Origin of the sequence: Streptomyces chumphonensis, from assembly GCF_014779715.1 — a bacterium.
In the GTDB taxonomy this organism is placed as follows: domain Bacteria; phylum Actinomycetota; class Actinomycetes; order Streptomycetales; family Streptomycetaceae; genus Streptomyces; species Streptomyces chumphonensis.
Genome location: NZ_JACXYU010000002.1, coordinates 160589 through 185967 on the forward strand (window position 1 = coordinate 160589; position 25379 = coordinate 185967).

At 74.9% G+C, this 25379-nt stretch carries 17 protein-coding genes; 13 read left to right on the forward strand and 4 right to left on the reverse strand.

Annotation, left to right across the window (positions count from 1 at the left end; translation table 11 throughout):
* Positions 1–25: 25 nt before the first annotated feature.
* From IF129_RS06000 to argB, 8 genes are read left to right on the forward strand one after another with little or no spacing between them, the layout of a single operon-like run.
* Positions 26–1027, forward strand: coding sequence for an ABC transporter substrate-binding protein (locus IF129_RS06000; RefSeq protein WP_191208424.1), 1002 nt, complete (start codon positions 26–28; stop codon positions 1025–1027).
* Complete coding sequence (locus IF129_RS06005) at positions 1024–2046, forward strand: FecCD family ABC transporter permease (protein WP_191208425.1); 1023 nt, start codon at positions 1024–1026, stop codon at positions 2044–2046. Before IF129_RS06000 ends, IF129_RS06005 begins: the two co-directional genes overlap by 4 nt.
* Complete coding sequence (locus IF129_RS06010; protein WP_191208426.1) at positions 2043–3038, forward strand: FecCD family ABC transporter permease; 996 nt, start codon at positions 2043–2045, stop codon at positions 3036–3038. Before IF129_RS06005 ends, IF129_RS06010 begins: the two co-directional genes overlap by 4 nt.
* The gene (locus tag IF129_RS06015) at positions 3035–3820 is read left to right on the forward strand and encodes an ABC transporter ATP-binding protein (RefSeq protein WP_191208427.1); all 786 of its coding nucleotides are present in this window, start codon (positions 3035–3037) and stop codon (positions 3818–3820) included. Before IF129_RS06010 ends, IF129_RS06015 begins: the two co-directional genes overlap by 4 nt.
* 1 nt (position 3821) lies before the next feature.
* The gene (locus IF129_RS06020) at positions 3822–13796 is read left to right on the forward strand and encodes a non-ribosomal peptide synthetase (protein ID WP_191208428.1); all 9975 of its coding nucleotides are present in this window, start codon (positions 3822–3824) and stop codon (positions 13794–13796) included.
* The gene (locus IF129_RS06025; protein WP_191208429.1) at positions 13793–15193 is read left to right on the forward strand and encodes an MDR family MFS transporter; all 1401 of its coding nucleotides are present in this window, start codon (positions 13793–13795) and stop codon (positions 15191–15193) included. Before IF129_RS06020 ends, IF129_RS06025 begins: the two co-directional genes overlap by 4 nt.
* A complete protein-coding gene (locus tag IF129_RS06030) occupies positions 15193–16206 on the forward strand; it encodes a 3-deoxy-7-phosphoheptulonate synthase (RefSeq protein ID WP_191208430.1) in 1014 nt (337 codons plus the stop codon). The genes IF129_RS06025 and IF129_RS06030 overlap by 1 nt, the downstream gene beginning before the upstream one ends.
* Positions 16203–17108, forward strand: coding sequence for an acetylglutamate kinase (gene argB / locus IF129_RS06035; RefSeq protein ID WP_191208431.1), 906 nt, complete (start codon positions 16203–16205; stop codon positions 17106–17108). Before IF129_RS06030 ends, argB begins: the two co-directional genes overlap by 4 nt.
* Before the next feature lie 102 nt (positions 17109–17210).
* On the opposite strand, the gene IF129_RS06040 is transcribed toward argB, so the two are convergent.
* From IF129_RS06040 to IF129_RS06050, 3 genes are all read right to left on the reverse strand, one after another.
* On the reverse strand, positions 17211–17693 hold the full coding sequence (locus IF129_RS06040; protein WP_318153575.1) for a GNAT family N-acetyltransferase: 483 nt from the start codon (positions 17691–17693) through the stop codon (positions 17211–17213).
* Between the two features lie 25 nt (positions 17694–17718).
* Positions 17719–17928: an MbtH family protein gene (locus IF129_RS06045; RefSeq protein ID WP_191208432.1), complete on the reverse strand. Its 210-nt coding sequence runs from the start codon at positions 17926–17928 to the stop codon at positions 17719–17721.
* Between the two features lie 83 nt (positions 17929–18011).
* On the reverse strand, positions 18012–19364 hold the full coding sequence (locus tag IF129_RS06050) for a lysine N(6)-hydroxylase/L-ornithine N(5)-oxygenase family protein (protein WP_191208433.1): 1353 nt from the start codon (positions 19362–19364) through the stop codon (positions 18012–18014).
* A 247-nt stretch (positions 19365–19611) separates the two neighbouring features.
* Here IF129_RS06050 and IF129_RS06055 point away from each other — a divergent pair, with 247 nt between their 5' ends.
* A complete protein-coding gene (locus IF129_RS06055; protein WP_191208434.1) occupies positions 19612–20565 on the forward strand; it encodes a methionyl-tRNA formyltransferase in 954 nt (317 codons plus the stop codon).
* Positions 20566–20580: 15 nt separating this feature from the next.
* Here the strand turns inward: IF129_RS06055 and IF129_RS26890 are convergent, their stop codons facing one another.
* Entirely contained in the window at positions 20581–21081 is a 501-nt protein-coding gene (locus IF129_RS26890; RefSeq protein WP_318153576.1) for a helix-turn-helix transcriptional regulator, read from the reverse strand.
* 457 nt (positions 21082–21538) lie between these two features.
* Between IF129_RS26890 and IF129_RS06065 the strand changes: the two genes are divergently transcribed.
* From IF129_RS06065 to IF129_RS06080, 4 genes are read left to right on the forward strand one after another with little or no spacing between them, the layout of a single operon-like run.
* The gene (locus IF129_RS06065; RefSeq protein WP_191208435.1) at positions 21539–22243 is read left to right on the forward strand and encodes a hypothetical protein; all 705 of its coding nucleotides are present in this window, start codon (positions 21539–21541) and stop codon (positions 22241–22243) included.
* Positions 22244–22251: 8 nt separating this feature from the next.
* Entirely contained in the window at positions 22252–23520 is a 1269-nt protein-coding gene (locus tag IF129_RS06070; protein WP_191208436.1) for an FAD-dependent oxidoreductase, read from the forward strand.
* 3 nt (positions 23521–23523) lie between these two features.
* Positions 23524–24321, forward strand: a complete 798-nt coding sequence (locus IF129_RS06075; RefSeq protein ID WP_191208437.1) for a HisA/HisF-related TIM barrel protein — start codon at positions 23524–23526, stop codon at positions 24319–24321.
* 1 nt (position 24322) lies between these two features.
* Positions 24323–25351: a zinc-dependent alcohol dehydrogenase family protein gene (locus tag IF129_RS06080; RefSeq protein ID WP_191208438.1), complete on the forward strand. Its 1029-nt coding sequence runs from the start codon at positions 24323–24325 to the stop codon at positions 25349–25351.
* Positions 25352–25379 lie beyond the last annotated feature (28 nt).

The following is a 25379-nucleotide window of genomic DNA, read 5'->3' on the forward strand; positions in this document are numbered from 1 at the left end:
AGCTTTCACCTCCAGGAGTTCCACCATGTCGATACGCAGATCCGCCGGCCTCGTCGGAGCCGTGGCCCTGGCCCTCGCCCTGACCGGGTGCGGCGCCTCCTCCTCCGACGACGGTGACGAGGCGTCCGGCTCGGCGAAGACCAGGGTGTTCACCGCCGACAACGGGAAGATCACGATCCCGGCCGACCCGCAGCGCGTCGTGGCCACCGGCTACGCCGTGCCCGCACTGATCGAGGCCGACGCGCCGCTGGTGGGGATCTCCTCGTGGCAGCGCGGCGAGCCGATGATGAGCGACGAGGACCTGGCGACCTACACCTCCCTGCCCAAGGTGGCCGGTGAGCAGGCGGCGGAGACGAACTACGAGGCCGTCGCCGAGGCCGAGCCCGACCTGATCGTCATCGGCGTCCCCGCCCCGGTGCTCGGCGACATCGACGTCGAGCGGCTGGAGTCCATCGCCCCGGTCGTGGCGATCGGCCCGACGGTGCCCTCCGCGTGGCGCGACCTGTCGCGCGACCAGGCCGACGCCGCCGGAGCGCTGGAGGAGTTCGACGCCCGGCAGAAGGAGTACGAGGACAGGGCCGCCGAGGTCGCCGCCCGGTACGAGGACGTGCTCGGCGGGCTGGAGTTCGGCCACGTCGGGGCGTACGGGGAGGTCGCCAAGGGCACCTTCCAGCGCGAGTTCAGCGGTTCGTGGGGGACGAACATCGCCGAGGACATCGGCGCGACGTACTACGGAGAGGTCAAGGAGCCCGGGCCCGGCTCGCGTTCGGTGAGCGAGTACCCCTCCATCGAGGAGCTCCCGGAGTCGCTCGGTGAGGCCGACGTCATCACCTACTCGGTCCAGGCCGACGGCAGCGTCCCGGAGGCGGTGCGGTACGTCATGGACTCGCCGCTGTGGGACAACCTGCCCGCCGTGAAGGCCGGGAAGACGTTCCCGATCCGCTACACCGAGGCCGCGACCCACGGGCAGGGGATCCAGACCCTGGACGCGATCGACGAGGCGTTCGCGCCGCTGCTGGACCGGTGACGGCCGCCGGCCACGCGCCCGGGGCGGAGCGGACCGGACGGGGCGCCCCGCAGGCGGGGCTCCTCGTCGGCGGACTGGTGCTGCTCGCGGTCGTCGCGGTGCTCAGCATCGGCGTCGGCGCCCGTGCGGTCGCGCCCACCGAGGTCGTGCGGGCGCTCCTGGACTTCCAGGGCACCGACGACCACGTCATCGTGCGGGACGTGCGGGCCCCCCGCGCGCTCCTGGCCGTCGCGGTGGGCGCCGCCCTGGCCGTGGCCGGTGCGCTGATCCAGACACTGGCCCGCAACCCCCTGGCCGAGCCGGGCATCCTCGGGGTCACCGCGGGCGCGGGTTTCGCCATCACCGTCGGCTCGGCCCTCGGCCTGGCCGTCGGCCAGGCGGGCGAGTTGGCCTTCGCGGTCCTCGGCTCGGTGGCGGCGGCCCTGCTCGTCGCCGCCGTCGGCCGGCGCTCGCCGTTGCGCCTGGTGCTGACCGGTGTCGCCCTGACCGCCGTGCTCAGCGGCGTCGGTCTGGGACTGCGGCTGGTGCTGCCCGACGTGTTCGACGCCTACCGGTTCTGGTCCGTCGGCTCGCTGGCGGCCCGGGAGCAGGCGCCGCTGGCCCTGCCGTTGACGGCGATCGGGCTGGCACTGCTCGGGGCGCTGCTGCTGAGCCGGGCGCTCAACGCCCTCGCGCTCGGCGAGACCGTGGCGCACACCCTGGGCGCGGGCGTGGCCCGGGTGCGCGCCGTCACGCTGGTGCTCATCACCGTGCTGACCGGGGCGGCGACCGCGATCGCCGGACCGATCCTGTTCGTCGGCCTGATCGTGCCGCACCTGGCCCGCAGGCCGGCGGGCGGCTCGGTGCCGTGGCTGATCCTCTACACGATGGTGCTGGGGCCCGTGCTGCTGCTGCTCGCCGACATCGGGTCCCGGGTGCTGCTGCCCACCGGCGAGGTGCCGGTGGCCATCGTGACCGCGTTCCTCGGCGGTCCGATGCTGATCTGGGCCGTTCGCCGGTACGGGGCGGGGTCGCTGTGAACGTCTTCGGCATACGGACCGAGCGCCGCACGGTCTGGCTCACCGCGAGCCTGCTCGCGCTGGCCGCGGGGCTGGGGCTGCTCGGTCTGTGCTACGGCGCGACGTGGTCTGGTCCGGGCGAGGTGCTGGCCGCGCTGACGGGCACGGAGCGCTCGGTGGTGATCTCGGAGTGGCGGCTGCCGCGGGTGCTGGCCGGAGTGGTCTTCGGCGCCGCGCTCGGCGTCGCCGGGGCCGTCTTCCAGAACCTCACCCGCAACCCGATGGGCAGCCCGGACGTGATCGGCCTGGACGCCGGTGCCTACACCGGCGCGCTGTTCGCGATCACCGTGCTCTCGGGCACCTCCGGGCAGCTGGCGACCGGGTCGGTCGTCGGCGGCCTGCTCGTCTCGGCCGTGATCTACCTGCTCTCCTTCGACCGGGGCTTCTCCGGCCTGCGGCTGGTGGTGATCGGCATCGCCGTCAACGCGATGGTCACCGCGATCAACTCGTGGATCGTGCTGCGGGCGGAGCTGGAGGTGGCCATCGCGGCCGTCGGCTGGAGCGCGGGCTCGCTCAACGGTGTCGGCTGGGCGGACCTGCGGATCCCGTTCTCGGTGATCGCGGTCCTGCTGGCCCTGATGGCCTGCCGCGCGCACGCCGTGCAGCAGGCCGCGCTGGGCGACGCGATCGCGGTGACCACCGGGGTCGGGCTGGGCCGGCTGCGGCTGCTGATGGTGCTCGTCGGCGTCGGCTGCACGGCCACGGTGACGGCGGTGGCCGGGCCGATCGCGTTCATCGCCCTGGCCGCTCCGCAGATCGGCCGCCGCCTCGCGGGCGCGGCCGGTGTGCCGCTGCTGCCCGCCGCGCTGACCGGGGCCGTGTTGCTCCAGGGCGCCGATCTGCTCGCGCAGATGCTGCTGGCGCCCGCCGCGCTGCCGGTCGGTGTGGTGAGCACCGCGATCGGCGGCTGCTACCTGATCTGGCTGCTGACCAAGGAGGTGGGGCGCGCGTGACCGCTCGCCTGACCGCGCGGGACATCACCCTGCGCTACGGCGACCGGGTGGTCTCCACCCGGCTCGGCCTCGATGTGCCCGACCGCGCGTTCACCGCCGTCGTGGGACCCAACGCCTGCGGGAAGTCGACGTTGCTGCGCGCGTTCGTCCGGCTGCTGCGGCCCGCCGAGGGACGGGTGGAGCTCGACGGCCGCGAGGTCGCGGGCTACCCGCACAAGGCCTTGGCCAGGGAGCTCGGCTTCCTGCCGCAGGACCCGCTGGCCCCCGAGGACATCCGGGTCCGGCAACTGGTCGGCCGGGGACGCTTCCCGCACCAGTCGCTGGTGGCCGCCTGGTCCCCCCGCGACGAGGAGGCCGTCACCTCGGCGATGGCCTCCGCCGGCGTCGCCGACCTGGCGGACCGGCTCGTCCACGAGTTGTCGGGCGGTCAGCGCCAGCGGGTGTGGATGGCGATGGTGCTGGCCCAGCAGACGCCCTACCTGCTGCTCGACGAGCCGACGTCCTTCCTGGACATCACCCACCAGTACCAACTGCTGGCCCTGCTGACCCGGCTGCGGGACGAGGGCCGCACGGTGATCGCCGTGCTGCACGACATCAACCAGGCCTGCCGGTTCGCCGACCACCTGGTCGCGATGAAGGACGGCCGGGTGGTCGCCGAGGGGGTCCCCGCCGACGTCGTCGACGCGGGCCTGATCAAGGACGTGTTCGACCTCCCGAGCGTCATCGTCCCCGACCCGGTGACCGGCACCCCGATGGTCGTCCCCACACTTCAAGGAGCATGAGTTGAGCAGCGCACGTGGGTCCGCAGCGGGACCGCTGCCCCTGACCGGCGCCCAGTTGGGCATCTGGAACGCCCAGCGGCTGGAACCGGACTCGCCGTACTACCTGGTCGGCGACGTGGTGGAGATATCCGGCGGCGGGCCGGTCGACCTGGCCGCGCTCGTCGAGGCGGTCCGGGCGACGACCGAGGAGGCGGAGTCCCTGCGGCTGCGGGTCCACGCCACCGCGTCCGGGCCGCGTCAGACGGTCAGCGACGAGCCGGTCGCGGCCCCGGAGGTGGTCGACGTCGGTGACGCGGCCGACCCGGTGGCGGCCGCCCACGCGCTCGTCGACGCCGAACGGGAACGCGCCGCCGAGATCTGCCGGGGCATGACGGACCGGCCGCTGTACGCGCGCACGGTGATCCGGCTGTCCGACCACGAGGTGTGGTACACGCAGCTCGGCCACCACCTGGTCTTCGACGGCTACACCGCCGCGATGCTCGCCCGCCGCACCGCCGCCCGCTACACGGCCGCGGTGCGCGGGACCGAGGTGCCGCCGTCGACGTTCGGCGGCTTCGCCGAACTGGTCGCCGCCGACCGGGCCTACCGGGACGGCGACCGGGCCGCGCGGGACCGGGCTTACTGGGTCGAGCGCTTCACCCCGCTGCCCGACCTGGGCGACGACGAGTCCGCCGCCGGCCCGCCGGGACGCACGCTGACGGCCCGCGCGGCCGTCACGCCCGAGGAGACGGCCCGCCTGCGCGCCGTCGCCGACCGGGAGGGCGTCACCTGGGGCGAGGCGCTGATCGCCTGCTACGCCGCCTTCCTGCACCGCGTGCTGGGGCGGACCGACGTGGTGTTCGCGCTGCCGCTGATGTGCCGCACGGGCTCGGTGGAGCTGCGCACCCCCGCCATGGCCGTCAACGTGCTGCCGCTGCGGGTGCGGGTGCACGGCGGGGACGGGCTGGGTGAGCTGAGCCGGCGGGTCGCCGCCGCGATGCGGGAGATGCGCGACCACCAGCGCTACCGGGGCGAGGACCTGCCGCGCGATCTCGGGGTGCCCGGGGCGGGTGCCCTGCTGCACGGGCGCGGGATCAACCTCAAGGCGTTCGACCTGGCGCTCGACTTCGCGGGAGCACGCGGCGTGCTGCGCAACGTCGCCGGCGGGCCGCCGGAGGACATGGGCCTGAGCGTGCTGCCGACGCGCGACGGCGGACTGCTGCTCGGCTTCGAGGTCGACGCCCGAAGCGGCGACCAGGACGCCGTCGACGCCCGACTGGACGGACTGCGGGCCCTGCTGGGCGGACTGCTCGACGGCCGGACCGTGGGCCGGGTCGCCCTCGCCGGGGACGTGGCCGGGCTGCTGGCCGACCGGTCGACGCCCGCCCTGCCCGGCACCCCGGTGGACGTGCCCACCGCCTTCGACGCCATGGTCGCCGCAGCCCCCGGACGCACCGCGCTCGTCTGCGGGGACGACCGGCTCAGCACCGACGAACTCGCGGACCGGGTGCACCGGGTGGCACGGGCGCTGCGGGCCCGTGGCGTCGGACCGGACGACGTGGTGGCCCTGGCGCTGCCGCGCTCGGCCGACCTCGTCGTCGCCCTGCTCGCCGTGCTGGACGCCGGGGCCGCCTTCCTGCCGCTCGACGTCGCCCACCCGCCGCAGCGGCTGCGCGGACTCCTCACGGACGCCCGCCCCGCCCTCGTGCTGACCGACGGGACGGTGGACGGGCTGGCGTGGGAGGCGCTGCTCGCCGAAGCGGCCGGACGCCCCGGTACACCGCTGGGCGCCGACGAGCTGGCCGCGCCGCGACACCCGGAGGACCTCGCCTACGTGATCCACACCTCCGGCTCGACCGGACGCCCCAAGGGCGTGCTCGGACGGGCCGGCGGCCTCGCGGCGCTGCTGCACCACCAGCGGTCCACCGTCGTGGCGGAGGCCGAGCGGGCGGCGGGCCGACGGCTGCGGGCCGCGCACACCTACTCGTTCGCCTTCGACTCCGCGCTGGACCACCTGATGTGGCTGCTGTGCGGGCACGAACTGCACGTCTACGACGCGGAGACCGCCCGCGACCCCCGGGAGCTGCTCGCCGCCTTCGCCCGCGACGGCATCGACGTCGTGGACACCACGCCGTCGCTGGCCGGACCGCTGGTGGACGGCGGGTTGCTGGAGCTGCGTCCGACGCTGCTGGTGCTGGGCGGCGAAGCCACACCGCCCGCGCTGTGGAGCCGAGTCGCCGCGTCGGGCGTCGCGGCCCGCAACCTGTACGGGCCGACCGAGGCGACCGTGGACAGCACCACCGCGCGCGTCGCCGGCCCGGAGCCGACGATCGGCCACCCGCTGGCGGGCACCCGCGTCCACGTCCTGGACTCCGCGCTGCAGCCGGTGCCGCACGGGGCCGCGGGCGAGCTGTACCTGGCGGGGCCGCACCTGGCCCGGGGCTACCTGGGCAGGCCGGGTGCGACGGCCGAGCGGTTCGTCGCCGACCCGTTCGGCGCGCCCGGCGCGCGGATGTACCGAACGGGCGATCTGGCCGCCTGGGTGCCCGGGCGGGGCCTGCGCTACCTGGGACGCGCGGACGGGCAGGTCAAGGTGCGCGGTCACCGGGTCGAGCTCGGCGAGGTCGAGGCGGCGCTCGCGGCGGTGCCGGGGGTGCGCGCGGCGGCCGCCGTCCTGCGGTCGGCGCGGCTGGTCGGGTACGTCGTGGGCGACGCCGTCACCGCGGAGGACGTGCGCGCCCACCTGGCCGGGCGGCTGCCCGAGCCCCTGGTGCCGGCCGTGGTGGTGCCGCTGGACGCGCTGCCGCTGACGCCCAACGGCAAGCTGGACCGTGCCGCGCTGCCCGCGCCGACGCTCTCCGGCGGCGGCCGTGCGCCGGGCACCGAGCGGGAACGGCTGCTGTGCGCCGTCCTGGCGGAGGTCTTCGAGGTCGAACACGTCGATGTCGACGACGACTTCTTCGCGCTCGGCGGAGACAGCATCACCGCGATCACCGTCAGCGGCAGGCTGCGCGCGGTGGGGCTCGGGCTGCGGCCCCGCGATCTGCTCGCCCGGCGCGGCTTCGCCGCCCTGGCCGCCTCCGCCGAGTGGCTGAAGGACGACGCGGAGCCGGCCGACGAGCCCACCGGGCCGGTGCCCGCGCCGCCGATCGTGCGGGCCCTGCTCGATCCGCACCCCGACGTGGACGCCGTCGCCGGGTACGCCCAGTGGACCGCGCTGCGCGTCGGTGAACTGACCCTCGCGGAGCTGGAGTCGGGGGTCCAAGTCGTGCTCGACCGGCACGACGCGCTGCGGCTGCGGGTCGGTGACGACGGGTTGGACGTCCTGCCGAGCGGGACCGTGCCGGCCGTCGTCCGCCTGAGCGACGGGGACGACGGCTCCGTCGCCGCGCTGGCCCGGCGGCTGGCGGAGGAGCTCGACCCGCGCTCGGGCGATCTGGTGCGCACGGCCCTGGTCCGCACCGGTGCGGGGGAACCGGACCGCCTGGTCCTCGTGGTGCACCACCTCGCCATGGACGGCGTGTCCTGGCGTGTCCTGCTGCCCGATCTGCACACGGCCTGCACGGGGGGCGTGCCGGAGCCGACCGGTTCGTCCTGGCGACGCCATGCGCTGCTGCTCGCCGAGCAGGGCGCCTCCGGTGCGCGGCGGGACGAACTGGGCCACTGGCGGGAAGCGCTGGCCCGCGCCACCCGGTTGGGCGACCGGCCGCTGGACCCGGCGCGGGACACGGTGGCCACCGCCCACCGGTCGGTCACCGTGGCCGGCCCCGACGTCACCGAGGCGGTGCTGACCACGCTGCCCGCGGCCTACCGGGCCGGTGTCGACGAGGTGCTGCTGGCGGCGCTCGTGCTCGCCCTGCGGGAGTGGGGCGCCGGCGCCGAGGCGGTCACCGTCACGATGGAGGGCCACGGACGCGAACACCTGGACCTGGCGCGCACGGTCGGCTGGTTCACCAGCGAGTACCCGGTCCGCGTACCGGCGTCCGGAGACGTGCGCACGGTGCTGCGCGCGGCCAAGGAGGCCAAGCGCGGCGTGCCCGGCGCGGGCGTCGGGTACGGCGTGCTGCGGCACCTGGACCCGCGGGGCGCCGCCGAACTCGGGGCCGTCCCGCCGCCGGACGTGCTGCTCAACTACCTGGGCCGGTTCGCGGCGCCGAGCGGCACGGGGTGGCGGCTGCCGGAACGCGACCCGTTCTCGGTCGTCGAACCCGAGGCCAAGGCCCTGGAACAGGTGCTGGCCCTCAACTGCTTCGTCCATGAGGACGGGGCACCCCGGCTCGCCGTGGAATGGACGGCCGCGAGCGCGGTGTTCGGCCCCGACTCCGTCGCCGCGCTGCAACGCGCCTGGACGGCGGCGCTGGCGGCCCTCGCCGACCACGCCGCGCACGCGCCCGGCGGGCTGACGCCCTCGGACCTGCCGCTGGTGGAGCTCGACCAGCCCACGCTCGACGCCCTCGAACGCACCGGGCCCGTGGCCGACGTCCTGCCCGCCACGCCGCTGCAGGTCGGGCTGTCCTTCCACACCCTGCTCCGCGAGGACCACGACGCGGACGTCTACGTCGTGCAGGCCGTGACGACGCTCGTCGGTGAACTGGAACCGGAGCGGCTGGCCGAGGCGGCCCGCGAACTGCTGCGCCGGCACCCCGCGCTGCGGGTGTACCTGGCCCCCGCCGGGGACGGTGTCGTGCAGGTGGTGCCCGCCGACGTTTCTCTGGAGTGGCGACGGGACGACCGGTTCGCCGAGGCCGCCCGCGCCGAGCTGGAGCGTCCCTTCGACCCGGCCCGGCCCCCGCTGATCCGCTTCCTGCTGTCCCGGACCGGTCCGGCCGAGCACAAGCTGGTGATCACCAATCACCACGCCCTGCTGGACGGCTGGTCGATGCCGCTCGTCGGACGGACCCTGCTGGCGCTCTACGCGGAGCTGGGCGGCGGTCCCCCGGCGCCCGTCGCACCACCGCTGTCGGAGTACTTCCGGTGGCTCGCGGCGCGGGACCGCGGGGCGTCGCTGGCCGCGTGGCAGGACGCGCTGGCCGGCGTGGACGACGCGACGCTGCTGGCCCCCGCGCGCACCGGGCCCCGGGTGGAACGTCCGGGCCGGGTCCGCGTGGAGCTGGGCCGGGAGTTCAGCGACCGGCTGCGGGCCTTCGCCCGCGCCCGGGGCGTCACCCTCTCCACGGTGTTCCAGACGGCCTGGGGCCTGCTGCTCGGCAGGCTCACCGGGCGCCGCGACGTCGTCTTCGGCTGCCCGGTCTCCGGACGGCCCGCCGAGGTCGACGGCGTCGGGTCGATGATCGGCCAGTTGGGCACCACGATCCCGGTCCGGGTGCGGCACACCCAGGACCAGGACGTCACGGACCTGCTGGCCCAGGTGCACGCCCGGAGCGTGGCGCTGGCCGACCACCACCACCTCGGGCTTCCCGAGATCCAGCGGGCCGTCGGGGTCGGCGAGCTGTTCGACACGATGCTGGTCGTGGAGAACTTCCCGCTCTCCGGCCGCGGGCGCACGCCCGTCGCCCCCGGACTCGACCTCGCCGGGGTGGACATCACCGACGCCACGCACTACGCGCTGACCGTCATCGTGCTGCCCGACGACGAGATCACCATCGGTCTCGGTCACCAGCCGGGCGCCTTCTCCGAGGCGACCGTGCGCGACTACGGCCGCTGGCTGCACCACCTGCTGCGGGAGATCGTCGACGATGCGGCCCGGCCGGCTCTCGGGCTGCCCGTGCTCGACGCCGAGGAGCGGGAGCGGATGCTGCGCACCGGCGCCGGAGCCGTGCCCGCGAAGCACCGCGGGCCGTGGCTGGAGACGTTCGCCCGGTGGGTGCGCCGCAAGCCCGAGGCCGAGGCCCTGGTCTGCCGCGACCGCAGCCTCGGCTACGCCGAGCTGGACCGGCGGGCCAACCGGCTCGCGCACGCCCTGATCGGGCTCGGCGTACGGCCCCAGGACCCGGTCGCGGTCCTGCTCGGGCGCGACGTCGAGATGACGGTGGCGCTGTTCGCCGTGGCCAAGGCGGGTGCCGTCTACGTGCCGATGGACCCGGACCACCCGCGTGAGCGGCTGGCGTTCATGTTCGACGACATCGCCCCCGCCGCCGCCGTGACGAGCGGGGCGGAGCCGCCCCCCGGCCGGGACGTCCCCGTGCTGCGGCTGGACGACCCGGCGGCGCTCGCGTCGGTTCCGGACACCGATCCGGCGCAGGCGCGCGCCGGCCTGACGGAGGACGCGCTGGCCTACGTGATCTACACCTCCGGCACGACCGGGCGGCCCAAGGGCGTCGGGGTGACGCACCGCGGCGTGCCCGACCTCGTCGCCCTCCAGGAGGAGGTCGTCGGGATCACCGAGCACGACCGGTACCTGCACTTCGCCTCGACCGGCTTCGACGTGGCGTTCTGGCAGACGATGGTGCCGCTGCTCTCCGGCGGGACGTCGGTGATCGCCCCGGAGGAGGTCCGCGTCCCCGGCGACGAACTGCTCGACTACATCGCCGAGCACCGCGTGACGGGGGTGAACCTGCTGCCCTCGTTCCTGGCGGCGATGCCCGACGACCGCACGGTGGACCCGGAGGTGTTGTTCGTCGTCGGCGCCGAGCGCCTCGACCCGGAGCTGGCGCGGCGCTGGGGTAGGGGCCGCCGGGCGCTGTTCAACGCCTACGGACCCACCGAGGTCACGATCAACTCCGTGACCTGGCGCTACGATCCGGACGACCCCGGCCCGCTGCCGATCGGCCGACCCGACCCGAACCTCCGCGCCTACGTCCTGGACGGCGGTCTGCAGCCGGTCGGCACCGGGGTGACGGGCGAGCTGTACCTCGCCGGGCCGAGCCTGGCCCGCGGCTACGTCGGCCGGCCCGGCCTGACCGCCGCGGCCTTCGTGGCCGACCCCTTCGGTCCCCCGGGCGAGCGGATGTACCGCACGGGTGACCTCGTGCGGTGGCGGCCGGACGGGCAGCTGGTCTTCCTCGGCCGCGCCGACCACCAGGTCAAGATCCGCGGCTTCCGCGTCGAGCTGGGCGAGATCGAGTCCACGCTCACCCGCCACCCCGAGGTCCGCGCGTGCGCCGTGGTCGTGCGGGAGGGCCGGCTCGTCGGCTACGTCATCCCGGCCGACGGCGCGGCCCCGGACGCCGGGCGGCTGCGCGACCATCTCGCGGCGGAGCTGCCGGACCACATGGTCCCCACGGCGTTCGTGACGATCGACCGGCTGCCGCTGAGCCCCAGCGGCAAGCTCGACGCCGCCGCCCTGCCCGCCCCGCGGACCTCGGCCGCCGAGCGGCGCGAGCCCGCCACGGCGGCCGAGGCCGTGCTGCTGGAGATCCTGCGCGAGGTGCTGGGCGGCGAGGCCGTCGGCCCGGACGACGACTTCTTCGCCCTCGGCGGGGACAGCATCGTCTCCCTGCAGGTGGTCTCCCGCGCCCGGCGCCGCGGGCTCGGGCTGTCCGCCCGCGACGTGTTCGAGGGCGGGACGGTCGCCGGGATCGCGGCGCGGGCCCGCCCCCTGGAGACCGCCGACGGCCCCGCCGTCGGGGACGCCCCGCTGACGCCGGTCATGCGGGACCTGCTGCGCCGCGCCGGCGCGGCCGCCGACGGCTTCTGCCAGTGGGTGGAGGTCTGCGTGCCCGCGGGCGGCGACGAGGCGACCTGGCGCTCCGTACTGGACGCGGTCCTCGCCCGGCACGACGCCCTGCGGGCCCGGCTGGTGGACGACGCGCTGCGGATCCCGCCGGTGGGTGGCGTCACGGGGGCCGAGGTGCTGACCCGCGTCGCGGCCACCGGCGACCTGCGGGCGGTGACCGACGCGTGGACGGCCCGGGCCCGCGCGTCCATGGATCCGCGCACCGGTCCGCTGCTGCGCGCGCTGTGGGTGGACGCGGGGGCGACCCGTCCGGGACGGCTCGTGCTGCTCGCGCACCACTTGGTCGTCGACGCCGTGTCCTGGCGCGTCCTGCTGGACGACGTCGAACACGCCCACGGCGGCGCCCCCCTGGCCCGGCACGGGCAGTCGTTCCTCGGCTGGGCCCGCTCGCTGCGGGAGGCCGACCGGCGCGCGGAGCTGCCGCACTGGCGGCGGATGACCACCGGCCCGGTCCTCGCCCGCCGGCTCGACCCGGCCCGGGACACCGTGGCCACGGCCGCCCACCACGAGATCCGGCTCGACACCGCGACGACCCGCGCCCTGGTCACGACCCTGCCCACGGCGCACCGCACAACGCCGGACGCCGTGCTCCTCACCGCGCTGGCGAAGGCCGTCCGGGCCTGGCGCGGGGCGCGGCGGCTGCTGGTCGCGCTGGAGGGTCACGGCCGTCCGCCGCAGGTCGACCTCTCCCAGACCGTCGGCTGGTTCACCGCCGTCCACCCCGTCCTGCTGGACGCGGACGACGACGTCCCGGCCGTGCGGGAGCGGTTGCGCGCGCAGGGGGACGGCCTGGGCCACGGCGTCCTCACCACGGCGGGGCTGGTGGATCCGGTCACGCCGGAGGTGGCCTGGAACTACCTCGGCCGCTTCCCCGGCGTCCCGACCGAGGAGACGCCGTGGACCCCGCCCCCGGACGCCGACCCGCTCGGCTCGGGCGGCTCGGAGGAGATGCCGCTGCCGCACAGCCTGATGGTCAACGCCCTGGTGCGCGACGACGCGCTCGGGGTCCGGATCACCTGGCCCTCCGCGCTGTTCACGCCCGACGAGATCGAGGAGCTGGGCGCGCGCCTGCGGGCCGCGCTGCTGGACACCGCCGCCGCCCCCGAGATCAGCGCGCTGGACGGCGACCGGCCGATCGCGGGTGTGCGACCGCTCACGCCCCTGCAGGAGGTGATGCTGCGGCACTCGCGCACCGAGCGGCCCGACCCGTACACCGTGCAGTCGGTGTTCTCGCTCGCCGGTCCCCTCGACGTCGCGGCCCTGCACGCGGCGGGGGCCGACCTGCTGGCCCGCCACCCGAACCTGGGAGCCGTGTTCCCCGCCGCCCTGGCGGTCCTGCCCGTCTCCCCGCGGCCGGACTGCCGGGAGTCCGAGGGACCGGTGGAGGAGGTGCTGGCGGCCGACCTGGCGGAGCCGTTCGACCTCGCCGAAGGCCCCCTGCTGCGCCTGACCGTGCTGCACCACGGGCCGGAGCGCGCGGATCTGGTCATGACCAGCCATCACGTGCTCTCCGACGGGTGGTCGGCCCCGCGCATGCTCACCGAGCTGTTCGCGCTGTACACGGCGCGGGTCGACGGCGAGCCGCCGCGACTGCCCGGCCCCGTCCCGTTCGACGCCTACCTGGACTGGCGCGCCACGCACGAGCCCGACCTCGGTGCCTGGGCCGCCGAACTGGAGGGGCTGCCCGAGGGCGACCACCTGAGCCGGGGGGAACCGGGCCCCGCCTGGCAGGAGCCGACGCTCCTCACCTTCGACGCCGCGCTGGTGGCGGGGCTCACCCGGCTCGCCGCTCAGCGCGGGCTGACCCCCAACACGCTCGTGCAGGGCGCGTGGGCGGTGCTGCTCGCGCGGCGCTCGGGCCGCCGGGACGTCTGTTTCGGCGCCATGGTCGCCTGCCGTCCCCCGGAGGTGGCGGGCGTCGAGGAGATCATCGGGCTGCTGGCCAACACCGTGCCCGTGCGGGCCCGGCTCTCGGGCACGCTCGCCGAGACCCTCGCCGCGCTCCAGGCCCGGCAGCGGGCCCTGGTCGAGCACCACCACGTCGCCCTGACCGACCTGGAACGGCTGACGGGACGGCAGCGGCTCTTCGACAGCCTGGTCGTGTTCGAGAACTACCCCGTCGACCCGGACCGGCTGCGTGAGCCCGCTCCGGGGCTCACGGTCGTCGGCACCCGGTTCCGCGAGGCCACCCACCACCCGGTGACCCTGACCGTGATGCCCGACGGTGACGGCTGGACCGGTGTCCTCGCCCACCGGGCCGGGGTGGACGTCGACGGGCTCGCCGAGGAGCTGCTCGCCGTGCTGCGCGCCCTCGACGGCCACCTCGACACCGACGTGCGCGCCCTGCTGGAGCGGCGATGACCGCCCCGGCCGCGCCACCGGCCGAGCGGGTCGACGCCCGGCTGCTGCGGGTGGCGTTCATCCTGGTGCTGGGCACCTTCATGGCGTCGGTGGACGCCACCATCGTCAGCGTCGGCATCGAGACGCTGGCCGACGACTTCGACGCCGGGGTCGCCGGGGTCCAGTGGGTCACCACCGCCTACCTGCTGGCCGTCGTCGCCGCGGTGCCCGCCTCGGGCTGGCTCGCCGACCGGTTCGGCGGCCGGCGGACGTGGCTCCTCGCCGTCGGGGTCTTCGTCCTCGGGTCGGTGCTGTGCGCGCTGGCCTGGTCGCTGCCGAGCCTCATCGCGTTCCGGGTGCTCCAGGGCCTGGGCGGCGGGCTGCTGCCGCCCACCGGGCAGGCGCTGCTCGCCCGCGTGGCCGGGCCCGGCCGCACCGGCCGGGTGATCAGCGTCGTCGCGGTCGTCCCCCTGCTGTCCCCGGTCCTCGGCCCGCTGGCCGGCGGCTCGATCCTCCAGGTGGCGCCCTGGCCGTGGCTGTTCCTGGTCAACGTGCCGGTCGGGGTGCTGGCGATCCTGCTCGCCCGGCGCCACGTGCCGGTGGTGGCGCCCTCGCCCGGGCGGACGGCGTTCGACCTGCGGGGCGCCCTGCTCCTCTCCCCCGGCCTCGCCGTGCTGGTGCTCGGGCTCACGGAGGTGGCGCACGGCCGCCACCTCCCGGCGGTGATCGGGGTGTCGGCGGGGCTGGCGATGCTGGCGGGCTTCCTCGTGCACGGGTTGCGGACGCGCCGCACGCCGCTGATCGATCCCCGGCTGTTCACCCGGCCGCCCTTCGGCGCGGCCGCGCTCGCGCTGCTCGTCCTGGGCGCCTCGGTCTTCGGGACGATGTTCCTGCTGCCGCTGTACTTCCAGACCGGCCGGGAGCTTTCGGCCTGGGGTGCCGGGCTGCTGCTCGCCCCGCAGGGGGTGGGCGCGCTGGCGGGGTCGGTCCTGGTGGGCCGCACCATCGACAAGGTCGCCCCGCGGACGCTCGTGGTCGGCGGGATCGCCCTGATCCTGCTCGGCACGGTGCCGTTCACCCAGCTCGGCCACGCGCCATCGGACGCGGTGATCGCCTCGGCCCTCGCGGTCCGGGGCGTGGGCATGGCGATGATCGGCGCACCCGTGATGAACATCGTCTACAGCCGGATCGAGCCCGCACATCTGCCCCGGGCGTCCGGAGCGCTCAACCTGCTCAACACCGTCGGCGGCTCGGTCGGCACGGCGGTCCTCGCCGTGGTTCTCCAGGAGCGGCTGACCGCCCGGGGCACTGACCTCTCCCAGGCCTACGCCGACACCTTCTGGTGGGTGCTCGGCTTCTGCCTGGTCGCCGCCGCCGGGGCCACCAGACTGCCCCGCACTCCCGCTAGGAAGCCGTGATGCGTCCCCTGCCCACCCCGGCCGAACTGGCCGCCCTCCATCCGCTGGCGCCGACGACGGCCGAGGCCGTCGCCCGTCACCGGGAGACGATCGCCGCCGTCCTCGCGGGCCGCGACCGGCGCCTCCTGGTGGTCGTGGGGCCCTGCTCCGTCCACGACCCCGCCGCCGCGCTGGAGTACGCGGGCCTCCTCGCGACCGCCGCCGAGCGCCTGGCCGACGACCTGGTCGTCGTGCTCCGCGCCTATCTGGAGAAGCCGCGCACCGTCACGGGCTGGACCGGCCTGCTCGCGGCGCCCACGCTCGACGACAAGGGTGATCTGGCCGCCGGCCTGCGCCTGGGCCGGTCCTTCCTGACCGAGGCCGCCGCCACGGGCCTGCCCCTGGCGTACGAGTTCGTGGACCCCGCCCTCGCCCCGCACGTGTCCGACACGGTCGCGTGGGGCGCCGTCGGCGCGCGGACGGTCGCCAGTCAGCCGCACCGCCACCTGGCCTCGTGGCTCCCCATGCCCGTCGGGATGAAGAACTGCGTCTCGGGCGGACTGGACACGGCCATCGCGGCGGTGCGGGCCGCCGCGCACCCGCACGTCCTCACCGCCACCTCCCCCGACGGGCGCGTCACCGCGTTGCGCAGCACCGGGAACCCCGACGCCCACCTGGTGCTGCGGGGCGGCCCCGTGCCCAACTACGACCGGTGGTCCGTCGCGGGGGCCCGGGACGCCCTCACGGCGGCGGGCCTGCCCGCGCGGCTGGTCGTCGACGCGTCACACGGCAACAGCGGCAAGGACCACAACCGCCAGCCGGCCGTGGTCGCCGACCTCGCCGGGCAGATCGCCGGCGGCGACCGTGTGCTGGCCGGGGTCATGATCGAGTCCTACCTGTCCGACGGCCGGCAGGACCTGACGGCGGAACCGCTCCGTCCGGATCTCAGCGTCACCGACGCCTGCCTGGGCTGGTCCCGGACCGCCCCGCTGCTGGAGTCGCTCGCGCTGGCGGCCCACCGCGCCGGACGATGAGCGACACGAGCACGGCGGCGGTTCCGGCGGCCGGGCCCGCGCGCCCTCCCGCCCGGGAACCCGCCCGGCGGAGGGACGTCGGAGGCCGGATCGCCGTCATCAAGGTGGGCGGCGGCGCCATGACCGACGAGGCGGTGCGACGCGGGCTGGCGCGGGACGTGGTGGAGTCGGCCCGCGCGGGCCTGCGCCCGGTGGTCGTGCACGGTGGCGGCCCGCAGATCAACGCCCTGCTCACGCGTCTGGGCCTGGAGGTGCGTTTCGTGGCGGGGCTGCGCGTGACCACCCCGGAGATCCTCGACGTGGCGCGGATGGTGCTGGCGGGTCGGCTCCAGCGGGACCTGGTCGGCGACCTCAACCGGCACGGGCCGTGGGCGGTGGGCATGACGGGCGAGGACGCCCACACGATGACCGCCGTCCCGCGCGAGACGGTGATCGACGGGAAACCGGTGGACCTCGGGCTGGTCGGCGAGGTCGTCGCGGTGCGGACCGGTGCGGTGCGGGCCCTGCTCGACCAGGGCCGCGTCCCGGTGGTCTCGCCCCTCGCGCGCGGAGCCGACGGCCGGGTGTACAACGTCAACGCCGACCTGGCCGCTTCCGCGCTGGCCTCGGCTCTGGGAGCCGACCGGCTGGTGATGCTCACCGACGTCGAGGGGCTGTACGCACGCTGGCCGCACAGCTCCGAGGTCGTCCCGAGCCTGACGGCGCGGGAGTTGGAGCAGTTGCTGCCCGCCCTGTCGAGCGGGATGCGGCCCAAGATGGAAGGGTGCCTGCGGGCCGTCCGCGGGGGCGTGCGCACGGCGCACGTACTGGACGGGCGCGCGCCGCACGCGGTGCTGAAGGCCGTCTTCGGTACCGGGGGCTCGTGGCCCGGCACCGTGGTGACGGCGGATCAGGGCGGGTGACGACGCCGTCGCCGCCCGGTGACGCGGGGACGGAACGCACAGACGGCGGCGGGGGTGGCCCGGAACCCATGGTTCCGGGCCACCCCCGCCGCCGTGCGGCCGTCACACCGTGCGCCCGAGGACGCGCGCCCCGCGCCGGGGGTCGATGGCACGCGCCCAGGCCGCCGGCGCGGACCCCGGGCTCACCGGGGTGAAGCCGTACCGGAGGAAGAGCGCACCGCTCCCGGTCGTCGCGGTGAACAGGGTGCCGAGCGGGGCCTCGGCCGCACGGTCGAGCGCGGCCTCCAGCAGCAGCGCGCCCAGGCCCCTCCCCTGCCGGTGCGGCGCGACGCAGAAGTTGTACAGGACGCCCGCCGGGCCCCGCCCGCGCGCAGGGTCGGGCGGGTGCACGGCCAGGGCCAGGCAGCCGTCGATGCCGCCGTCCGGACCTGGGGACTCGGCCACCAGGAAGTCGGCCGCGTGCGCCGCGTAGACGGCTCCCGGTCGGGGGCGCAGCGCCCCCGACCGGACGAAGGGCCGGGACAGGGCCTCCAGCGCGGCGGCGTCCGCGCGGCACGCGGACCGGGGGCAAAGGGACGTGGGCACGGCGGGGTGCGCGGGTGCGATGTCGTCAGCCGGGCCGTCCGGTCAGGCTCGCGGGGCGCAGGTCGGTCCAGTGCGACTCGACGTAGGCGAGGCAGGCCTCGCGGGTGTCCTCGCCGAAGACGGGACGCCAGCCGTCCGGTACGTCGGCGAAGGAGGGCCACATCGAGTGCTGCCGCTCGTCGTTGACCAGGACCAGGAAGCGGCCTTCCGGATCGTCGAACGGGTTGATGGCCATGGGGGATCACTCCTTGTGCACACGAAGGTGAGCGGTTCTGCGGGTTTCCTCGGCGGGTACGCCTCAACGCTGCGGTCACCGCCTCAGCGCGGCGAGGCACCGATCCCGTCGACGAGGGCGGGCCCGTCGCCGACGGCCGTCCTGCCCCGGTCGACGATCGACTCCAGGATCTCCCCGACGCGGACGGCGACGTTGGACAGCAGGGAGGAGGTGATGCCGTGGGTGTGCTCGGTGCCGCCCTGGACGTACAGACCGCCGCGGAGCACAGGATCGGCGGCGATGCGGTAGTCGCGCTCGACCCGGACGCGGCCCTCGGCGTCCCGGTGGCAGTGGCCGGCGACCCGGCCGAGCAGGGCGAGCGGGTCGGCGGGGTGGTATCCCGTGGCGAAGACGACGACGTCGGCGTCCAGGTGCGTCTCCTCTCCGGTGACCAGCGAGGTGACGGTGGCGCGGACGTGGTCCGGGCCGGGCTCCACCGCGCTCAGCCGGGAGACGTTGAGGAAGCGCAGCCGCTCGGTGCCCAGGACCTTCTCCCGGTACGCCTGGCGGTACAGGTCGTCGATGAGGTCGACGTCCACGACGGAGTAGTTGGTGTTCCCGTGGTACTCCATCAGCTTGCTCTTGACGGCGTCGGGAGCCGAGAAGTAGTCGCCGACGGCGCCGGGGTCGAAGATGCGGTTGGCGAAGCTGCTGTCGTCGGCGGGGCTGTAGCCGTACCGGGAGAAGACGGCGCACACCTCGGCCTCGGGGAAGCGGCGGTGCAGGTAGGCGACGTTCTCCGCCGCGCTCTGCCCGGCGCCGACGACGAGGAAGCGGGAGGGACGCGCGTCGTCCAGGCCGTCCACCTTGCGCAGCAGGTCGGAGGCGTGCCAGATCCGGTCCGTCCGGTCGATCCCCTCCGGCATGCGGGGCCGCAGGCCCGTGCCGATGACGAGGTTGCGGGCCCGGTGCACCACCGTCTCCGGGCCCGAACGGGCGGTGACGTCGAGGTACTCCACCACGCCGTCGACCTCCACGGGCTCGACGGCGAGGACCTCGTGGCCGTAGGAGACCATGTCGTCGACCTGGGCGGCGGCCCACTCCAGGTAGTCGTGGAACTCGACCCGCAGGGGGAAGAGGTTCTTCTGGTTGAGGAAGTCGACCAGCCGCCCCCTGCTCTGCAGGTAGCACAGGAAGCTGAACCGGCTCGCCGGGTTCCGCAGGGTCACCAGGTCCTTGAGGAAGGACACCTGCATGGTGGCGTCGTCGATCAGCATGCCGCGGTGCCAGCCGAAGCCCTGCTGCTGCTCGAAGAAGTGCGCGGTGACCGCCTCCCGCCTGCCGACGCGCGCGTTGTGCTCGCTGAGCGCTATGGCCATGGCCACGTTGGACGGCCCGAAGCCGATGCCTATGAGGTCATGGATCACGGGCGTGTCGCCAAGAAGAACCTGAGACATGTCACTCCCATCGTGCGGTGCAGCCGCCTGTCAGGCGCGGAATCGGGGCGCCACGGCACACCGCTGACGACGGACGGCCGAGCGCAACTTAGGTAAAGCTAACCTAATTTGATCGCCACTGTCGATGACACCGGGAGCACGGCCGCCGTGCGCGCGGGGCAGGAACCGGAGTACCGAACGGCGTTGCTTAGTTAGGTTAGCCTTGCTTTACTGGCAACCGTCCATCGCTCTTCGAGGAGGAACCTCCATGCGGGTCGTCATGTTCGGATACCAGACCTGGGGCCACCGCACCCTGCAAGCGCTCCTGGACTCCGAGCACGACGTGGTGACGGTCGTGACCCACCCCAGGAGCGAGCACGCCTACGAGAAGATCTGGAGCGACTCGGTCGCCGACCTGGCGGAACGCCACGGAGTCCCCGTGATCATCCGCAACCGGCCCGACGACGACGAGCTGTTCGCACGGCTCAAGGACGCCGATCCGGATCTCATCGTGGCCAACAACTGGCGGACGTGGATACCCCCGCGCGTCTACACCCTCCCCCGACACGGCACGCTCAACGTCCACGACTCGCTGCTGCCCAAGTACGCCGGCTTCTCGCCGCTCATCTGGGCCCTCGTCAACGGCGAGAGCGAGGTCGGTGTGACCGCGCACATGATGGACGAGGAGCTCGACGCCGGGGACATCGTCGTGCAGCGCGCGGTCGCCGTCGGACCGACGGACACCGCCACCGACCTCTTCCACAAGACCGTCGACCTCATCGCACCCGTGACGATCGGGGCACTCGACCTCATCGCCTCCGGGCGGACGGAGTTCACCCCGCAGGACCGTTCGCAGGCCACCTTCTTCCACAAGCGCGCGGAGGAGGACATCCGGATCAACTGGGACTGGCCGGCGGCGGACCTCGGACGCCTGATCCGTGCGCAGTCCGCGCCCTATCCGGCCGCGTTCACCTTCCACCGGGGCAGGCGGCTGGACATCCTCTCCGCCGTCGTGTCGCAGGGCCGCTACGGCGGCACGCCCGGCCGCATCTTCTACCGCGAGGGCGAGGGCGTGGTGGTCGTCGCCGGGGCCGACGCCCGTTCGGGCCGCAACCACGGCCTCGCCATCACCCGCGTCCGCACCGAGGACGGCCGCGAGCTGCCCGCGACCGAGTACTTCACCTCCATGGGCGGCTACCTCACCTCCCACCCGCAGGCGTGACGGCGGCGGCGCCCCTCACCCGGCCGAGGACGGGCGGCGGCCGGGGGACGCCCCGGGGTCGGTGGCTCCGCCGAGAGGCGGGGCACCCGCCCCGTCCGCCGCGCCGGTCTCCGGCGCACTCGGGAGAAAGCGGGCCATGGCCTCAGCCCGGCCGCTGACTCCGAGTTTGCGGTAGACGGCGTGCAGGTTGTTCTTGACCGTGCGCTCGGCGATGCCCAGCCGCCGGGCGATCACCCGATTGGACACCCCCGTCAGCAACAGGGCGTGGATCTCACTCTCGCGCGGGGTCAGGCCACGGTGCCGTCCGGTCCCGCGCTGCACGGGAGTTCGGGACGGGCGCTCCCCCCGGGTGCCGGGCCGGGGGGAGGCGGACGGCACCGGGCCCCCGTCGCCCCTTCTCTCCAGCAGCCGCAGCACCGCTTCGAGCAGGCGCTGGATCTCCCGTAATACCGCGAGAATTTCCCGCAGAGAATCCAGCGGCACCTGATCACCGGGACCGAATTGCTCGTCGGGCACGCATGCCTCCTGTTCCGCGCCCGCCGAAATGCGGCGCAGGTGATGAGCCCTTCCATGAGCACAGGTGTGGCCGCGCCCGGAAGTCGACCGACGGTCTGCGTGTGTCCGTGTCCTACCCGGAATTCTCGGCGGCGAAAGCACCGGCGAAGTCCCGGCCCGCTCAGGGCTTCCCCGGACCGGGACAGCGCCCCAACACCCGGATCCGCACCCCCTGGACACCCCACCGGCCCCTTGGTCCCCGCAGCCCGGACCGGGCGGTGTTCGGTCGGTGCGGTCCCCTTTCTCCGCCGCCCCCGGTGCCACCCGGGCCCGGCGGACAGAAGGTTGACGAAACACCGGTACTTCGGGACCCGCCCCAAGGTACCGGCCTTCTCTCGGTGTGCGGCCGATGGGCTCGGGAACCCGGTCACGCATGCTCGAATTCATTCCCCAAACATCATCGGGAAGGTGATCTCCCGTGGATAACGGATCAGCGCGCCGAGCGGATCTCCTCATCCGGGCTCAGCACCAAAAGCACCTTCAGCGGCCGAATATCCTGCTGGCACGCGCCCGGCGGGGACAGGTCGACACCGACGTGCTGTGTCGGCTCGTCCAGGCCGATCTCCTGTGCCTGCGCGCGGAGACCGTCGCGTACGCGACCCTGCTGGCACGCTTCCCGGACGCCCCGAGCTCCGAGTTGTTCATCCGGCTCAACGACGCACTGCGCTCACGGCTGCCCGAACTGGAGCGTTGCGCCGATGTGTTGAGTGTGAATCGGTCCGGTCCCCCCTACCAGCCCCGCACGTTCGACGCGTTCGCCTTTCCCGGCACCGTCTCGTGGGTGGCCCTGCACGCCGATCGGGCCGCCGCCGCCCTGGCGATACACACCGACTTCGCGGCCTACTTCCCGCTCTGCCAGGAGCTGGTGCGACTCCTCGACGCGTCGGGGACCGACGTTCCGGAGGAGTTCCGCAGGTGCTACGACACCCCGCCGCCCTCGGAGCTCCTCGACCTGGCGGCGGAGGTGGTCGAGGACGGACTGCGGCACGGCGACGCGGCGGACACGGCGACAGCCGTGGCCGACCTGTTGCGGGCCGGCCTGGACGGGTTCTGGCAGTTCGCGGCGCACGGGCCGTCGGCGCTCCGGAGCGGGGCCGGATCACCCGCCCCGGCGGCCGGGTAGGGGGCCCGATGCGCATCGGCATCGCCGGAGGCGGGCTCGCCGGCCTGACGCTGGCCTGGCTGCTGGACGGCCACCACGACATCGTGCTCCTGGAAGCGCGGCCTCGGTTGGGGGGCAACGCCGAATCGCTGTCCGTCCGCAGCGGCGGACGCACCTGCGCGGTGGACCTCGGCGTGCGGGAGACCGCGCCCGGCGCCTTCCCGGTGTGGCGCCACGTCGCCGCCGAACTCGGCTTCAGCGCCGACGACCTGGTGACCTCACGCGCCACCCGCACACTCCTGCGGTCCGGAGAGGCGGCGCCGGTGTGGGTGTCACCGGCCGGGCCCGTGCCCGGCGCCCGTCCGGTGACGGGGCACGGCCGGGCTCGGTGGGCGCTGGACCACTTCGCCGCCGAGGCCGCGCGCTGGCAGGCGGAGGAGATGAGCTGGGACGTCACGCTGGACGAGGCGGCACAGCAGTGGCCCGCGCCCGTCCGAGCCCAGGAGGACCTGCTGTTCGCTCTGCCCGCGTCCCTGCACGGCTGCGGGATCGAGGAGGCGCGCGGCCTGTCCGCACGCGCCGCCGGTGCGCCGTTCGCGCACGCGGAGCGAGCGGAGACACCGGAGACCACCTCTCTGCGCGACGGTGCGGCGGCCCTGCCCACGGCGCTGGCCGAGGCGACACCAGGAGCCACCCTGCGGGTCGGAACACCACTGCGTGCCGTCAGTGCCCATGGGGCGGGCTTTCGCCTGATCGACGCGGTCGGCGGGGTGCACACCGTGGACGCCGTGGTTCTGGCCCTGCCCGCCGACCGGGCGCGCGAGGCGCTCGTCCCGCTGACCGACACCGAGGACGTCCGCGGCACGCTGGGCGCGATCCCCTACCGGACCCTCACCTACGCGCTGCACGACGACCCGTTCGGCATGCCCGACGACCGCGCGGCGTGGTCGACGACCAACACCTCCGTGCATGAGGGCTGGAGCGAGACGACGACATGGTACGGGCCGTCGCTCGGCACGGACCTGTTCGTCAGCCAGCTCACACACCGGCTCCACCGGCCGCGACGCGAGCTGGCCCGGGCCGCCTACCGGACCGCACTGCCCACCCCGGGGGCGACACGGGCCCGGCATCGGCTGGCCGCGGGCGGCGGCAGGGCGCGGCTCTTCTTCGCGGGCCACTGCACCACGCCGATCGACACCCAGGAGGCCGCCATGGCCTCCGCCGTCACCGTCGCCGCACGACTGGCGCCGGAGGCCGACCGGCTGCGGCGGCTCCACCACGACGTGAAAGGCACCTGACCGATGACTCATGAGCACATGACGCCCCGCGCCCGGTCCCGCTGGTCCGAAGCGGTGATCCCGTGCGTCGACGTGGCCGGGGGGCTGGCCACGGAACCGGCCGGCCGTCCCGATCTCGCCGATCCCCGGGACGTCGTCGAGATCGCCCGTGGCTACGCGCGCGACGGGGCGAGCACGCTCTTCGTGGACGTCGTCGACGCGTGGGACGACGTCGGCTACCTGCCGGACCTGCTGCGTGCTCTGGACAGGACCGGGCTCACCCTGCTCGTCTCCGTCCAGCAGGGCGTACTGACCTCCCCCGCGGCGTGCCGAACGCTGCTCGCGGCCGGTGCGGCCAAGGTCTCGGTGAGCACCAGCATGGCCGAGGAACCCGACCTCGTCGCCGCGAGTGCCGCCGAGTTGGGCGGCCACCGCCTGCTGGGGGTTCTCAACTGCGCGGCCGACGAAGTGGGCGGCTGGCGCGTGCTCGTCCACGGCGGCGCGACGTCCACCGGCCTGTGCGCCACGGACGTCGCACGGCGGTACGGCGACCTGGGACTGGCGGCCGTCCTGGCCAACAGCGTCGACCGGGAGGGCACCTCGGCCGGGTACGACCTGGCCCTGACCGAGACGGTCGCCCGGGCGTCCGGCCTTCCGGTGATCGCCTCCGGCGGCGCGGGTGAGGCCGGGCACCTGGCCGCCGCGTTGGAGGCGGGAAGCGCCTCCCACGTACTGGTCAACAAGCTGGTCCACTCCGGGCGTGCCTCGCTCGCCTCCCTCGGTGCGGAGCTGGCCGCGACCCGGCCCGCCGAGGCGGACTGACGTGCGGGCGCTGGCCTTCGCCCGACACGGCGATCCCGCCCGGGTGCTCCGGCAGGTCGACATCCCGGTGCCGGAACCGGGACCCGGGGACGTGCGCGTGCGGTTGACCACGCGCCCGGTCAACCCCTCGGACCTGTTGTCCGTTCAGGGCCGCTACGGCCGACCCGCCCGGTTCGCACCCCGTGGGAGCACCTCGACGCGTCCGAAGGACGACCCCGCCCTCGCCATCGCGGGCTTCGAGGGCGCCGGGCTGGTCGACGCCCTGGGTCCGCGGACGGTGGGGCCACCGCCCGGAGCGCGCGTGGCCGTCGCCGCCGACGGCACCTGGCAGGAATACCTCTGTGTACCGGCGACGGACGTGCTGCCCCTGGGCGAGGGCGTCTCACCGGACACCGGGTGCCAACTGACGGTCAACCCGCCCACGGCTCACCTCCTGCTGGAGGACCTCGCGCTGGGGGAGGGCGGGACCGTGCTGCTGACGGCCGGCTCGTCCGCCGTCGGCCGCATGCTCGTCTGGCTCGCCGGTCGTCGGGGTCTGCGCCGCCTGGCCGCCGTTCGGCGGGCCGATGCCTGCCCCGGGCTGCGCCGAAGCGGTGCGCTCCCGCTGCACGCCCGCACGGCCGCCGAGCTGTCGGCACGTGTGGGGGAGGCCACCGGGGGCCACGGGGTGGACGCCGCGCTGGACGCCGTGGGGGGAAGCGTGGGTGGGGCCGCGCTGGCCTGCGTTCGCCCCGGTGGACGGTTCGTCTCCTACGGCCTCCTCTCCGGCGACCCACTGCCGGTCCCGCCGGGGGAGCTGATCTTCCGCGGGATCCGTGTGTCCGGATTCTGGCTGCCCGAGCGCCTGGAGGAGCTGGACCGTACCGGAGCGGACGCGGTCGGCCGGCTGCGGGACGACGTCCGCGGTGCGGTGGTCGCGGGTCTGCCGGGCTTCGAGGTGGCCGCCCACTACGACCTGGGGGAACACCCCCGGGCCCTGGAGCACGCGCTGCGGGGCGGCGGCACCGGAAAAGTCCTGCTCACCGGCTGACCCGACACCGCCCTCCGCCCAATCATCC

Coding starts and splice junctions, on each gene's coding strand:
- IF129_RS06000 (WP_191208424.1), top strand. CDS start 26: ATGTCGATACGCAGATCCGCCGGCCTCGTCGGAGCCGTGGCCCTGGCC.
- IF129_RS06025 (WP_191208429.1), top strand. CDS start 13,793: ATGACCGCCCCGGCCGCGCCACCGGCCGAGCGGGTCGACGCCCGGCTG.
- IF129_RS06030 (WP_191208430.1), top strand. CDS start 15,193: ATGCGTCCCCTGCCCACCCCGGCCGAACTGGCCGCCCTCCATCCGCTG.
- argB (WP_191208431.1), top strand. CDS start 16,203: ATGAGCGACACGAGCACGGCGGCGGTTCCGGCGGCCGGGCCCGCGCGC.
- IF129_RS06045 (WP_191208432.1), bottom strand. CDS start 17,928: ATGGCCATCAACCCGTTCGACGATCCGGAAGGCCGCTTCCTGGTCCTG.
- IF129_RS06050 (WP_191208433.1), bottom strand. CDS start 19,364: ATGTCTCAGGTTCTTCTTGGCGACACGCCCGTGATCCATGACCTCATA.
- IF129_RS06055 (WP_191208434.1), top strand. CDS start 19,612: ATGCGGGTCGTCATGTTCGGATACCAGACCTGGGGCCACCGCACCCTG.
- IF129_RS06070 (WP_191208436.1), top strand. CDS start 22,252: ATGCGCATCGGCATCGCCGGAGGCGGGCTCGCCGGCCTGACGCTGGCC.
- IF129_RS06075 (WP_191208437.1), top strand. CDS start 23,524: ATGACTCATGAGCACATGACGCCCCGCGCCCGGTCCCGCTGGTCCGAA.